Consider the following 14,378-nt stretch of genomic DNA (forward strand, 5'->3'; position numbering starts at 1 on the left):
CATCACCGTGAACAAAAAAGCGCAAACCGCCGAGAGCTCCAACGCCGGCGTCTCCCTCACTATCGACGGTGCCTATCCACTGAATCCGGATGGCAGCCTTGTAATCGAAGCAAAGCGAGGGCCAGCCGTCGACGCCGTCACCGACGAACTCTGGTACAAGGATGCGATCATCTATCAGTTGCACGTCAAGGCCTTCGCCGACAGCAACAATGACGGCATCGGCGACTTTGCCGGGCTGACCGAGAAACTGGGGTACCTGCAGGACCTCGGCGTCACCACGCTGTGGCTGTTGCCGTTCTACCCTTCCCCCGGCCGCGACGACGGCTACGACATCGCCGATTACGGCGACATCAACCCCGATTTCGGGACCATGAAGGATTTCCGCCGCTTCATCCAGGAAGCCAAGAAGCGCGGCTTGCGGGTCATTACCGAGCTCGTCGTCAACCACACTTCCGATCAGCACGACTGGTTCAAGCGCGCCCGCCGCTCGGACCCGAATTCCTCTGCCCGCAACTGGTACGTCTGGAGCGACACCGACCAGAAATATCTGGGCACGCGGATCATCTTCACCGATACCGAGAAATCGAACTGGACCTGGGATCCGGAAGCCGGCCAGTTCTACTGGCATCGCTTCTTCTCGCACCAGCCCGACCTGAATTTCGACAATCCGCGCGTGGTGAGCGCGCTGGTGCAGGTGATGAAGCGCTGGCTCGACACCGGCGTCGACGGTTTCCGCCTTGACGCTATTCCCTATCTCTGCGAGCGCGACGGCACCAACAACGAGAACCTGCCCGAGACGCATGCGATCATCAAAGGGCTGCGCCGCGAGCTGGACGCCTATGCGAAAGGCAAGGTGCTGCTGGCCGAGGCCAATCAATGGCCGGAGGACGTGCAGGAATATTTCGGCCGCGGCGACGAATGCCACATGGCCTATCATTTCCCGCTGATGCCGCGCATCTACATGGCGATCGCGCAGGAAGACCGTTTCCCGATCACCGACATCCTGCGCCAGACGCCGGATATCCCGGGCAACTGCCAATGGGCGCTGTTCCTGCGCAACCACGACGAGCTGACGCTGGAAATGGTGACCGACGTCGAGCGCGATTACCTGTGGTCGACCTACGCCAACGATCCCCGGGCGCGCATCAATGTCGGCATCCGCCGGCGGCTGGCGCCGCTGATGGACAATGACCGGCGCAAGATCGAGCTGATGAACTCGCTCTTGCTGTCGTTCCCGGGCACGCCGATCATCTATTACGGCGATGAGATCGGCATGGGCGATAACATCTATCTCGGCGACCGCAACGGCGTCCGCACCCCGATGCAATGGACGCCGGACCGCAATGGCGGCTTCTCCCGCGCCGACCCGGCAAGACTATACGCGCCGACCATCATGGACCCCGTCTACGGCTATGAATCGGTCAATGTCGAGGCACAGTCGCGCAGCCTGTCCTCGCTGCTATCGGCCACCAAGCGGCTGATCGCGGTCCGCAAATCGACGCTCGCCTTCGGCCGCGGCACCATGACGTTCATTCGCCCGGAAAACCGCTCGGTGCTGTGCTACGTGCGTCAATATCAGGGCGAAGTCATCCTGTGCGTTGCCAACCTGTCGCGATCGGCTCAGGCGACCGAACTGGATCTCTCCGCCTTCAAGGACCGCATTCCGCTGGAAATGCTCGGCCGCACACGCTTCCCGGCGATCGGCGAGCTGCCCTACATGATCACGCTGTCGCCTTACGGCTTCTACTGGTTCGAACTGCAGGAGCGCGACAAGTCGGCGCCGGTGGTGCAGCGGGCCGTGCCCGAGTTCGAAACGCTGGTGGTGCCGCTGAACGCGACCTGGGTGTCGCTGGCGCGCGAGCGCGGCGTGTTCGAGCGCGACGTGCTGCCGGGACATCTGGCGCGCAGCCGCTGGTATCCGGAACGATCGCCCAAGGCGATCCGTCCGACCCTGACTTCGGCGATTCCGTTCTGCGACATCGGCGACAACCGGCCATGGCTCGCCTTTTTCGAAACGACGCAGCGCGGCATCACGACGCGCTACCTGCTGCCGATGCAGATCGAATGGGTGCGCTTCGACCGCGAGCGCTACAACCCGCACGCGCTGGCCGCCGTTCGGCAAGGAGCCCGCGAAGGCACTCTACTCGATGTCGCCACCGACCAGATCTTCATCGCGCTATTGTTGCGCAATCTGCAGCAGTCGCTGACGGTCGACGAGAGCGAACAGGGCTTGCGGCTCGAATTCCGGCCAACCAACCGCTTCAGCGACAAGCCGATCCGGCAGCCAGAGCACATCCGCACCGTCGATTCCGAGCTGCCCCGCAGCACCGCGCTCGTGGATGACGACTGCGTCGTCAAGATCTACCGGACGCTTCAGGTCGGACCCAATCCCGAAATCGAGATCGGACGCTTCCTCACCGACATCGCCAACTTTGCCAACACCCCGGCGCTGCTCGGCAGCGTCGAGTTGGTCGAGGGCAACGAGAAGAGCGCGGTCGGTGTCGTTCACGCCTTCGTCGCCAATCAGGGCGACCTCTGGACCGTGAGCGCCGCCTATCTCGACCGCTTCGTCGAGGAGCAGCGTCTGCTGGCGGAGAGCATCCACCCCGGCGAACGCGAGGAAGAGATCCCCTATCTGCGTCACATGTCGCAGGCGGGGCGGCGCGTGGCCGAGCTGCATGTTGCGCTCGCCGGCAACAACGAGTTGGCCGAATTCGCGCCGGAGCCGACCGGCCGCGAGGATGTGCAGCGCTGGATCGACGATCTGATGCTCTGCGCCGGCCGCGTTTTCGATGCGCTCCGGCAGCGGCGGGATACGCTGAGGGAAGCCGACCGCCTGCTGGCCGACCAGGTGTTGGCGTTGCAGCCGGTCCTGTCGGATTGGCTGGAAACGCTGCTGCTGCGCGAGGCCGATGCCGCCAACATCCGCGGCCATGGCGATCTCGATCTCAGTCAGTTGCTGATCGTCAAGGACGACATCTTCATCGTCGACTTCGAAGGCGCGCCGCGGCGCACTATCGCCGAACGCCGGCGCAAGACGCCCGCGGCGCGCGATATCGCCAGCCTGGTTCGATCGATCGATTATTCGGCAACCGCAGCCCTTGAGCGCGCGCTCAAAGTGGCTCACGATGAGCCAGGCAAGCTCGGCGCGGCGCTTGGCGAGTGGCGCGACCGGGCGACAACCGCATTTCTCGCCGCCTACCACGAGGCCATGACCGATCAGCGGCTGTGGCCGGCCGATCCGAAGGCGGCAGACGGCTTGCTGACCTTTTTCATGCTCGAGAAGGCCTTGAACGAGATCGAACACGAGCTGTCATTCCGGCCGGAATGGCTGCGCGTGCCGCTGACCGGGATCATCAGAATGTTGTCACAACCGACCTTCGAGGCCTCATGACCAAGCTACCCGCCGAGGCCTATGCCATCATCGAAGGCAAGCATTCCGATCCGTTTCGCTATCTCGGCTTGCACAGCGAAGGCGGCCACAGCGTGGTGCGTGCTTTCATCCCCGAAGCTTCCAACGTGGAGGCGATCGGCGAGCATGGCGAGACGGCGCCGCTTCAACGGATTCACGATGCCGGGCTGTTTGCGGGCGCGCTGCCGAACGGCTCCAAACGCTACCAGCTCCGCGCCCGCTTCGGCGAAAACGTCGTCGATCTCGACGATCCCTACCGCTTTCCGCCGGTGCTCAGCGACTTCGATCTCTATCTGCTGGGTGAAGGCACTCACCGGCGGATCTACGACAAGCTCGGCGCGCATCCGATGACGCTCGATGGCGTCGATGGTGTGGCGTTCGTGGTGCTGGCGCCGAACGCCAAGGCCGTCAGCGTGGTCGGCGATTTCAATTTCTGGAATGCGCGGCGGCATCCGATGCGGGTGCGCGGCGTCGGCTATTGGGAATTGTTCGTGCCCCATGCCCACGCCGGCGACCGCTACAAGTTCGACATCACCGGCTCCGACGGACGACATCTGCCGCTGAAATCCGATCCGGTAGCGTTTGCGGCGGAGGTCCGGCCCTCAACGGCCTCGATCGTCGTCGACGAAAGCAGAATCCCGCATCCCCGCGCCGCACCATCGGGCATCAACGCGGTGGGCGCGCCGATCTCGATCTACGAGGTGCATCTCGGTTCCTGGCGGCGCAAGAACGGCAATGAATGGCTGAGCTACCGCGACCTCGCCGAACAGCTCCCGGCTTACGCGAAGGACATGGGCTTTACCCATCTCGAGTTTCTGCCCGTCAGCGAGCATCCGTTCGACGGCTCCTGGGGCTACCAGCCGACCGGCCTGTATGCGCCGACCAGCCGGTTCGGCACGCCGGAAGACTTTTCTGCGCTGGTCGATGCCTGCCATCGCGAGGGGATCGGCGTATGGCTCGACTGGGTGCCCGGACATTTTCCCGACGATCCGCATGGGCTCGGCTATTTCGACGGCACCGCGCTCTACGAGCATGCCAATCCGATGCAGGGCCGCCACCTCGACTGGGGCACGCTGATCTACAATTACGGCCGCACCGAAGTGGTCAATTTCCTGGTTTCCAACGCGCTGTTCTGGTTCGATCGCTACGGCGTCGACGGCCTGCGTGTCGATGCCGTCGCCTCGATGCTCTATCTCGACTACAGCCGGCCCGCCGGCGAGTGGATTCCGAACCGGCATGGCGGCCGGGAAAACCTCGAAGCCATCGAATTCCTGCGCCGCTTCAACATCGAACTGTTCGGGCATTTTCCGGAAGCCACCACGGCTGCGGAGGAATCCACCTCATGGCCGCAGGTCTCGCAGCCGGTCGAATATGGCGGGCTCGGCTTCGGCTTCAAATGGAACATGGGCTGGATGCACGACACGCTGAAATATATCGGCAAGGATCCCGTGTACCGGAAGCACCATCACGGCGACGTCCTGTTCGGCCTGCATTACGCATTTTCGGAGAATTTCATCCTGCCGCTGTCGCATGACGAAGTCGTGCACGGCAAGCGGTCGATCCTCGGCCGCATGCCGGGCGACGAGTGGCAGCGATTTGCAAACCTGCGTGCCTATTACAGTTTCATGTTTGGTCATCCCGGCAAGAAGCTTTTGTTCATGGGCTGCGAGTTCGGCCAGGAGCGCGAGTGGAATCACGATCATTCGCTGGACTGGCACCTCTTGGCGCAGCACCGCCATACCGGCGTCCAGAATCTGATCCGCGATCTCAACCGGCTCTATCGCGCCGTGCCGGCGCTGCACGAGATGGACTGCAACCAGGCGGGATTTGAATGGGTCATCACCCATGATTCCGGCAACAACATCTTTGCCTGGCTGCGCAAGGGTTTCGACGCGCACGCGCGCTGTCTCGTGGTCGTGAACTTCTCGCCGAACGTCTATCGCAATTATCGCGTCCGGGTGCCGTTCGCCGGCAAGTGGAAGGAAGCGCTCAATTCCGACTCCGCGCATTATGGCGGCAGCAATGTCGGCAATGTCGGCGAAGTCCACACCCTCGAAGGCAGCATCCCCGAGCTCAGCCTGACCATCCCGCCGCTGGCTGCGATCTTTCTCGTACCGGAAAGCTGACGCATGCGATTGTCCGCGGGAAGCCCCGCCCGCCTCGGAGCAAGCTGGGACGGACGGGGCACCAACTTTGCGTTGTTCTCGGCCAATGCGGAGAAGGTAGAGCTTTGCCTGTTCGACGGTCAGGGCCGGCGCGAACTCGAGCGGATAGAACTGCCCGAGCGCAACGAGGACGTCTGGCACGGCTATCTCAACGACGTCTCGCCCGGGCAGCTCTATGGCTATCGCGTCCACGGCCCCTATGCGCCCGAGCGCGGCCACCGCTTCAACGCCAACAAGCTGCTGCTCGACCCCTATGCCAAGCGGATCGCCGGCCGGCTGGTGTGGAGCGACGCGCATTTCGGCTATCGCACCGGCAGCGCGCGCGAGGATCTTTCCTTCGACCGACGCGACAATGCGCGCGGCATGCCGAAGGCGGTCGTGGTCGACGAGACCTTCAACTGGGGCCGCCGCGAGATACGGCCGAACATCGCCTGGGAAGACACCATCATCTACGAGGCCCACGTCAAGGGCCTGACGCAAAAGCGCAGCGACGTCGCGCCAGGCTGGCGCGGCACCTATGGCGGGCTCTGCTCGCCGGCGATGATCGATCATCTCAAGCGGCTCGGCGTTACCACCATCGAATTGCTGCCGATCCACGGGCTGATCGACGACCGCGTGCTGGTCGAACGGAAGCTTGCCAACTACTGGGGTTACAACACGCTGGCGTTCTTCGCGCCGGAGCCGCGCTATGCGCAGGACAACGCGCTCGACGCGTTCCGCACCACGGTGGCGCGGCTGCACGACGCCGGCATCGAGGTGATGCTCGACGTGGTCTATAACCACACCGCCGAGGGCAACCATCTCGGCCCGACGCTGTGTTTCCGCGGCATCGACAACGCGTCCTATTACTGGCTCAGCAAGGACAATCCGCGCTACTATGACGACTTCACCGGCTGCGGCAGCTCGGTCAACCTCACCCATCCGCGGGTGCTGCAGATGGTGATGGATTCGCTGCGCTACTGGGTCGAGGTCTGCCATGTCGACGGCTTCCGCTTCGACCTCGCCACCACGCTGGCGCGGGAGCCGCACGGCTTCGATCGCAATTCCTCGTTTCTGACCGCGGTGCGGCAGGACCCGGTGCTGGCGACCGTCAAGCTCGTCGCCGAACCGTGGGACCTCGGCATGGGCGGCTATCAGGTCGGCGCATTTCCCTCGCAATGGTCGGAATGGAACGACCGTTATCGCAGCGCGATGCGGCGCTACTGGAGCGGCGAAGGCAGCCTGATCGGCGAAGTATCGCGCCGCATGACCGCCTCATCCGACCTGTTTCATCACGACAACCGCGCAACCCGCGCCAGCGTCAATCACATCACCGTCCATGACGGTTTTACGCTGGCCGACCTGTTCAGCTACAACGAGAAGCACAACGAGGCCAACGGCGAAGGCAATCGCGACGGCTCCAACGACAACCACAGCAACAATTGCGGCCATGAGGGCCCGACCAACGACGCCGCGATCGTTGCGCTGCGCCGCCAGCTCCGCAAGAACCAGCTCGCCTGCCTGTTCCTCGCGCAAGGAACGCCTTTGCTGCTGGCCGGCGACGAGGTCGGCAATTCGCAGAACGGCAACAACAACGCCTATTGCCAGGACAACGAGACCGGCTGGGTGAGCTGGGACAATCTCGGCAAGCCAGGCGACGACCTCACCGATTTCGTCAGCCACATGACCGCGCTGCGCCGGCGCTTCGCCCAACTGCGCTGCCAGCGCTGGCTCTCCGGGCGCCGCAAGGATGGCTCCTACGGCGTGCTGTGGCTGACGCCGGCGGCCGAGGAAATGCAGGAGGCCGACTGGAATTTTCCGGAAGGACGATTCCTCGCCTATGTGCTGGGGCCATTGGAACAAGGGCAGCCGCCGATCTTTATCGTGTTGAACGCCGCCCCTGAAGAGATCGCTTTCAAATTGCCGCAGATGCCCGAATACAAAAACTGGCAGCAGGTGCTGAACACGACCGAGGCCGTGCAGAGCCTCACCAGATTCGCTTCGGGCACCGCGACCAGCGCGCCGCCGCGGTCGGTGCTTGCCTTTGCGGGCACGGCATGAACGGCCGGCAATTCGGCCCGTGTCTGGCAAACTATGGCACGCGGTTTCGGCTGTGGGCGCCGGCGACGAAACGCGTCGACGTCATTCTGGAGCAACCGCACGCGATGAAGCGCGGCGAGGACGGCTGGTTCACGGCCGACATCGCCGGCGTGAAGGCCGGCGCGCGCTACAAATTCCGCATCGATGACGAGATCGATGTGCCGGATCCGGCGTCGGCGTTTCAGCCCGATGACGTCTTCGGCCCCAGCGAAGTGATCGATCATGAAGCCTTTCCATGGCGCGCCGCGAACTGGCGCGGGCGGCCGTGGCAGGAAGCGGTCGTCGTCGAGGCCCATGTCGGGACTTTCACCGAACAAGGCACCTATCGCGCGATGATCGACAGACTCGATCATCTCGCAGATACCGGAATCACCGCGCTGGAATTGATGCCGCTGGCTGACTTCGCGGGTGCGCGCAACTGGGGCTATGACGGCGTCCTGTGGTACGCGCCCGACAGCGCCTATGGGCGGCCCGAAGATCTCAAGGCGCTGATCGACGAGGCGCACCTGCGCGGGCTGATGGTGATGCTCGACGTGGTCTATAACCATTTCGGCCCTGAAGGAAATTATCTCGGCCGCTATGCGCCTTCCTTCTTCACCGAAGCACACACGCCCTGGGGCAGCGCGATCGATTATCGCGTGAAAGAAGTCCGCGCTTTTGCGATCGAGAACGCGCTCTTCTGGTTGCGCGACTATCGCTTCGACGGGCTGCGGCTCGATGCCGTCAACTCGATCGTCGAGCCCGGCGGGCTGTCGCTGCTGCACGATCTCAGCGCCGCCGCCGGCAAGCTCGCCGCGGAAACCGGCCGGCACATACATCTGGTCTTGGAGAACGGCGACAACCGTGCCAGCATTCTGGACGCCGTTCGGGATCCGCCGCGCGGAAAATATCGCGCGCAGTGGAACGACGACTATCATCACGCCTGGCGCGTGCTGATGACCGGCGAGACGCAGGGCTATTATGGCGACTACCAGCGCGCGCCGATCTCGGATATCGCACGCTCGCTGTCATCAGGCTTCGTCTATCAAGGGGAGCTGTCGGCATTTCGCGGCGGCAAGCGGGGCGAGCCGAGCGGCCATCTGGCGCCTGTCGCCTTCATCAACTTCCTGCAGAACCACGACCAGATCGGCAATCGCGCGTTGGGCGACCGGCTCGAAAGCTATACGGATGCGCGGGCGATCGAAGCGGCGCTGGCAGTGCTGCTGCTGGCGCCGTCCATTCCCATGCTATTCATGGGCGAGGAATGGGGCTCGAAGGCGCCCTTCCCGTTCTTCTGCGATTTCGGCGGCGAACTCGCCGATGCCGTCCGCAAGGGTCGCCGCGCCGAATATGCCTGGGCCTATGCGGAATTCGGCGACGAGGTGCCGGACGCACTCGATCCATCGACGCGCGATTCCGCCGTGCTCGACTGGAACGAGCGCGACGCGCCGGCGGCACGAAAGCGGCTGGCGCTGGTGCGGGACCTGCTGAAAATCCGCCGGCAGGAGATTGTCCCGCGGCTCGCGGGTGCCGCCTTCGGCGAGGCGCACGCAGCGTCCAATCGCCTGCTGACGGCCCATTGGCGGATGGGCGATAGCGCCACGCTTCGCCTGCTCGCCAACCTGTCGGACCAGGCCGTCAGCCATGCGCCCGATGGCCCCGCGGGAACCCTGATCTGGGGCAACGAGTTGGGCGACAGCGTCCCGCCATGGACGGTGCTCTGGCGCATCGGATAGGAAAATGCCCCCGGCGATCCCGATCGCGACCTACCGCCTGCAATTGTCGGCGGATTTCGATTTCGACGCCGCCGCTTCCGTGGTGCCCTACCTGAAGGCGTTCGGCATCACCCATCTCTATGCCTCGCCCTTCATGCGCGCCCGCAAGGGTAGCACGCATGGCTACGACGTCACCGACCATGCCCGGTTCAATCCGGAGCTCGGCGGCGAAGCCGGCTTCGAGCGGCTGAGCGCCGTGCTGCGGCAACACGATCTCGGGCTGATCCTCGACTTCGTGCCCAATCATGTCGGCGTGCACTACGACGATAATCCATGGTGGCTCGACGTGCTGGAGTGGGGTCCCGCCTCGCCGCACGCGGCTTCCTTCGACATCGACTGGGAGCAGTTGCCATATCGCGCCCGCGGCGGCGTGCTGCTGCCGATCATCGGCTCGTCCTACGGCCACGCATTGGAAAATGGCGAGATCGAGCTTCGCTACGATCCCTCCGAGGGCAGCTTCTCAGCCTGGTATTTCGAGCATCGGCTGCCGATCGCGCCGGAACGCTACGGCGAAATCCTGCGCATGATCGTCATGGAGGCGGGTGCCGAGGAAAGCGCGCCCGGCAAGGCGATGCTTGCGCTGGCCATCCGTTATCAGGGGCCGCGACGCCCCAACCGCAAGGAAGCGCCTGCCTTCAAAGCCGAACTGAAGGCCATCATGGGAGCCGCGGACATCATCGCGCGTGGACTGGACGCCTATCGCGCCGGAGCGGATCGCACAGCGCCGACGCTATCGCTGCACCATCTGCTCGAACGCCAGCACTACAAGCTCGGCCACTGGCGGCTCGCTTCCAGCGACATCAACTACCGGCGCTTTTTCGACATCAATACGCTGGCAGGCTTGCGCGTCGAGGACGCCGGCACCTTCGAGGCGATCCATCGCCTGGTCAAACGGCTGATAGCGGAGGGAAAGCTTGGCGGGTTGCGGCTCGACCACATCGATGGCCTGCGCGATCCCGTCCAGTATTTCCAGCGCCTGCGCCGGCTGGTCCGCGAAGCGCATGGCGGCCGAAACCAACCCTTCTACGTGGTGATCGAGAAAATTCTCGGCGAGCACGAAAAGCTGCCGTCATTCGCCGGCGTTCACGGCACCACCGGCTATGAGTGGATGAACGCGATCACCCATGTGCTGACCGACGGCCGCGGCCTGAAGCCGCTCGACGAGGTCTGGCGGCAGGTCAGCAACCATTCGCCAAAACTCGAACCGATCCTGCGGGAGGCAAAACGCCGCGTGCTGGAAACGTTGCTGACCAGCGAGTTCACGGTGCTGACGCGCCTGCTGGCGCGGATAGCCAGCGGACATTACTCCACCCGCGACTATTCCGCCGACAGCCTGCGGCAGGCGCTCGAACTCTACGTGCTGCATTTCCCGGTCTACCGCACCTACCTGACCTCCTCAGGTCCATCCGCGCATGATCGCCAGTTGATATCAGGGACGATCGAACGGTCGCGCGCTGACTGGTTCGCTGCAGACGACGGCATTTTTGACTTTCTGCGCGATACCCTGACGATGGATCTGATCAAGCCCGGGCGGGCACACCACAGCGCGCCACGCGTCAGACGTTTCGCGTTGAAGGTGCAGCAGTTCACCGGCCCCATGATGGCGAAGTCGCTGGAGGACACCACGTTCTACCGCTACCACCGCCTGCTCGCGCTCAATGAGGTCGGCGGCGATCCGGCGGCAAAAGCGCTTTCGGCCGGCGATTTTCACGGAATGATGCAGGCCCGCGCCAACGAATGGCCGCTTGGCATGACGGCGACCGCAACACATGACACCAAGCGCGGCGAGGATGCGCGGACGCGCATCATGGCGCTGGCGGAAATTCCGGGCGAATGGACCAGTGCGGTAGCCCGATGGAAGCTGCTTAACGCGCCGCATCTTTCGGTCAATGGCGATTTTCGCGCGCCGTCGGCAACGTTCGAATATATGCTGTATCAGGCGCTGCTCGGGGCATGGCAGCCAAACGACGCTTTGTTTCCGGAGCGAGTACAGGAATATGCGCTAAAGGCCGCGCGCGAGGGCAAGCAGGAAACGAGCTGGCTCAATCCCCACGCAGCCTACGAGGCGGGCGTAAAGGGCTTCATCGAAAAAATTATCGATCCTTCGCTCTCAGGCGAATTCCTGAACTCGCTGCAAACGCTCGCGCAGCGGCTGTCGTTGCTGGGCGCCTTGAATTCACTCAGCCAGATCACGCTGAAGGCTATGCTGCCGGGCGTGCCGGATTTCTATCAGGGCACGGAGCTTTGGGATTTTTCGCTGGTCGATCCCGACAACCGGCGGCCAGTCGACTTTGCCGAACGCGCAGGCCGGCTCGGTGCGCTGGAGAAGCCGGATTGGGATCACCTGGTCGAGAAGTGGCCGAGCGGTCATCTGAAGCTGGCCTGGACACGGCATCTGCTCAAGTTTCGGACCGAACTCGCCGACATATTTACGGAAGGCGATTACGAGCCTTTGGAAGTGAACGGGCCGCATCGCGACCATTTCATCGCGTTCGCCCGGCGGCGCGGCCGCGAGGCCGCGATCACCGTGGTCACGCGCTGGTTTGCGCCGTTGACCGACGGCGGCAGACATTGGCCTGGTCCGGAGAACTATGACGCCGCGCTCGATGTCGGCGGCTATGCGGTGGAAGGTTTTGCCGACGCCGATGCCACGCAGTTGCGGCTGTCGGATCTACTGGCGCACCTGCCGGTCGCCGTGCTGCGGGCAAGATTCAACGGCGCGGCGAAGCCGGCACCCAAGCGCGGGCGCGTTTAGAGCAACATCAGCTTTTCTTGGTCAGCAGCAATTGGCCGCGGCTGCGGATCGCCGCCTGGGCCACTTCGGCAAAGCGTTGCAGCAGCCATGGCAGCATGACTTCGACCTGCACATGATCTTCCGCCACGTCGACATGGCCGGCAGCCGCCTGGCCGAGCACGCGAACGCGAAAAATCATGCGGTTGTCTTCCCAACGCTCCTCATCAACGCTCAGCACCGGTACGCTTGAAGTGGCGCGCGAAAGCCCGGTCTTCAGGCGGCGCATCGCCTCTTCGCGTCCCAGGCTATGCGGGATCGAAACCACCAGCGGTTTAGTCATCGCAGAGATCCCTCTCGTGTCCAACCGGATGTAATTGCACTTGCTTCGAAAGAAAGGGCTGCGCGCATTATCGCAACGCAAAGCGGAACTTAGATGACTCCCCGCGGTTGATCCACGCGAAGGGCAGAGCATACAGAACCATCTTTTGGGCTGAGGAGAAGTTTATGTCTATCGGCACCATCATTCTGATTATTCTCATCATCGCCCTGCTCGGCGGATTCAGCGGCATCGGCGGCGGGCCGTTCTACGGCACCGGATATTACGGTGGCGGTGGGTTGGGCCTGGTGATCGTGATCCTGCTAATCCTGCTGCTGCTCGGGAAAATTTGATAGGCACGGCCGATCTTGCGTTCAACAGGACTGTCATCACCCGCGAAAGCGGGTGATCCAGATGCTATGGGGGGAGCGGCGGCGAGGGTGTGGATACCCTCGAGCGCCGTGATCACGCAATGGAGCACCCCATGTCGCAATCGTTTGACGCCAGCAGGTCCCTCACCGCCTTCGAACAGGATAGCACGTTGGTCGCAGTGATCGAGATGAGCCAGTCGAAGTGGCTTGTTGCGGCTATGATCCCGGGGGTCGAGCGCCAGCCCCTGAAGAAGCTTGGTGCAAATGCGGACGCTCTGCTGAAGCTGTTGCAGCGCTGGCAGGATGAAGCGCGCAAGGCCGGGCGGACGGTCAGGCGGATCGTCTGCGCCTATGAGGCCGGGCGAGACGGATTCTGGCTGGCGCGCTGGCTGCAGGCGCGCGCCATCGAGGCCTACGTCATCCATGCCGCAAGCATCGCAGTGTCCCGCGAGCACCGCCGGGCCAAGACCGATCGGATCGATACGGAACTGCTGATGCGCTCGTTTCTCGGCTGGCTGCGTGGCGAGAAGCGCCATTGCAGCATGGTCGCGATCCCGACCATGGCGGAAGAAGATGCGCGGCGGCCGAGTCGTGAGCGGGAGAGCCTCGTGGGCGAGCAAACACGGATCGTCAACCGGATCAAGGCTGTCCTCGCCCTGTTCGGCATCGGCGGGTTCAATCCGAGGCTGCGCAAGGCGGCGCAGAAGCTGGAGACACTGCACACCGCGGAAGGAACACCGTTACCGGAAAATGCCCACGCCGAATTGCGCCGCGATCTGGAGCGGCTGCGCCTGGTGCACGACCAGATCCACATCATCGAAAGTGAACGGTTGCGCCGGCTCGCGCTCGCGCCGGCCGCAACGACAAGGCCTCACGCGATGGTTCGTCTGATCGCAAGGGTTTTTGGCGTCGGCATCGAGACCGCCGACATGCTGGTAAATGAGGCGCTGGCGCGCAAGCTGCGCGATCGCAAAGCTGTTGCGCGCTATGCTGGACTGACCGGCGCGCCGGACGAGAGCGGCAAGCGCCGGCGCGAGAAGGGACTGGCCCGCGCCGGCAATGGTCGGGTCCGCCGCGGCATGATCCAACTGGCCTGGCGCTTTCTGATCTTCCAGAAGGATAGCCGGCTCGTCCGCTGGTTCCGCGAGCGCACCGCAGATGGCCGCAGCGCCACGCGCAAAACCATGATCGTGGCGCTGGCGCGCAAGCTGCTCATCGCGCTGTGGCGGCTGGCAACCACCGGCGAGATGACGGAGGGGCTCAGGCTGCGCCCGGCCGGAACCTGACCATGCAGCTTCCGCAACCCCAACACGATTGACGGTTCAGCAGCCGGCAGTCTGCCGACGACATCCGAGGTGGCGGTGATCCGCCGGAATACATGGCCTTTGCGCCGCGACCCAGAATGGACCCGCCGCCCCGGAGCTTCGCCCCCCGATGCGCATGCATGCATCATGGTTCTGGTCCCGATCGATCAACCGAATACAAGTCTGCGACGCGGTATCGCGTCCACGGTGGGCTCGCCTCGGAAGTCGTCCCTATGCCGCTAA

At 63.7% G+C, this 14,378-nt stretch carries 8 protein-coding genes; 7 read left to right on the forward strand and 1 reads right to left on the reverse strand.

Annotated elements, in window-relative coordinates; all coding sequences use genetic code 11:
* Positions 1-103 precede the first annotated feature (103 nt).
* Genes treS through treY form a run of 5 tightly spaced genes read left to right on the forward strand, consistent with a single transcriptional unit; the run spans position 104 to position 12,165 of the window.
* The gene (treS, locus tag V1279_RS26470; RefSeq protein WP_334446582.1) at positions 104-3,394 is read left to right on the forward strand and encodes a maltose alpha-D-glucosyltransferase; all 3,291 of its coding nucleotides are present in this window, start codon (positions 104-106) and stop codon (positions 3,392-3,394) included.
* Entirely contained in the window at positions 3,391-5,538 is a 2,148-nt protein-coding gene (gene glgB, locus V1279_RS26475) for a 1,4-alpha-glucan branching protein GlgB (protein WP_334441932.1), read from the forward strand. The genes treS and glgB overlap by 4 nt, the downstream gene beginning before the upstream one ends.
* Before the next feature lie 3 nt (positions 5,539-5,541).
* Positions 5,542-7,617 (forward strand): glycogen debranching protein GlgX, encoded by a 2,076-nt coding sequence (gene glgX, locus V1279_RS26480; protein ID WP_334441934.1) that lies wholly within the window; start codon positions 5,542-5,544, stop codon positions 7,615-7,617.
* Positions 7,614-9,371 carry a malto-oligosyltrehalose trehalohydrolase gene (gene treZ / locus V1279_RS26485; protein WP_334441936.1) on the forward strand — a complete coding sequence of 586 codons (1,758 nt, stop codon included), beginning with the start codon at positions 7,614-7,616 and terminating at the stop codon, positions 9,369-9,371. The genes glgX and treZ overlap by 4 nt, the downstream gene beginning before the upstream one ends.
* A 4-nt stretch (positions 9,372-9,375) precedes the next feature.
* Positions 9,376-12,165: a malto-oligosyltrehalose synthase gene (treY, locus tag V1279_RS26490; protein ID WP_334441938.1), complete on the forward strand. Its 2,790-nt coding sequence runs from the start codon at positions 9,376-9,378 to the stop codon at positions 12,163-12,165.
* A 7-nt stretch (positions 12,166-12,172) separates the two neighbouring features.
* Here treY and V1279_RS26495 read toward each other — a convergent pair whose 3' ends face one another.
* Positions 12,173-12,484 (reverse strand): polyhydroxyalkanoic acid system family protein, encoded by a 312-nt coding sequence (locus tag V1279_RS26495; protein ID WP_334441940.1) that lies wholly within the window; start codon positions 12,482-12,484, stop codon positions 12,173-12,175.
* 164 nt (positions 12,485-12,648) lie between these two features.
* Here V1279_RS26495 and V1279_RS26500 point away from each other — a divergent pair, with 164 nt between their 5' ends.
* Together V1279_RS26500 and V1279_RS26505 are read left to right on the forward strand one after the other, a co-directional pair.
* A complete protein-coding gene (locus tag V1279_RS26500) occupies positions 12,649-12,813 on the forward strand; it encodes a DUF3309 family protein (RefSeq protein WP_065727178.1) in 165 nt (54 codons plus the stop codon).
* 131 nt (positions 12,814-12,944) lie between these two features.
* On the forward strand, positions 12,945-14,117 hold the full coding sequence (locus V1279_RS26505) for an IS110 family transposase (RefSeq protein WP_334441942.1): 1,173 nt from the start codon (positions 12,945-12,947) through the stop codon (positions 14,115-14,117).
* Positions 14,118-14,378 lie beyond the last annotated feature (261 nt).

Origin of the sequence: Bradyrhizobium sp. AZCC 1610 (genome assembly GCF_036924515.1) — a bacterium.
Classification (GTDB): Bacteria; Pseudomonadota; Alphaproteobacteria; order Rhizobiales; family Xanthobacteraceae; genus Bradyrhizobium.

Bases quoted from the DNA above. Each gene is read 5' to 3' on its own strand.
- glgB (WP_334441932.1), top strand. From the start codon at position 3,391: ATGACCAAGCTACCCGCCGAGGCCTATGCCATCATCGAAGGCAAGCAT.
- glgX (WP_334441934.1), top strand. From the start codon at position 5,542: ATGCGATTGTCCGCGGGAAGCCCCGCCCGCCTCGGAGCAAGCTGGGAC.
- treZ (WP_334441936.1), top strand. From the start codon at position 7,614: ATGAACGGCCGGCAATTCGGCCCGTGTCTGGCAAACTATGGCACGCGG.
- treY (WP_334441938.1), top strand. From the start codon at position 9,376: ATGCCCCCGGCGATCCCGATCGCGACCTACCGCCTGCAATTGTCGGCG.
- V1279_RS26495 (WP_334441940.1), bottom strand. From the start codon at position 12,484: ATGACTAAACCGCTGGTGGTTTCGATCCCGCATAGCCTGGGACGCGAA.
- V1279_RS26500 (WP_065727178.1), top strand. From the start codon at position 12,649: ATGTCTATCGGCACCATCATTCTGATTATTCTCATCATCGCCCTGCTC.
- V1279_RS26505 (WP_334441942.1), top strand. From the start codon at position 12,945: ATGTCGCAATCGTTTGACGCCAGCAGGTCCCTCACCGCCTTCGAACAG.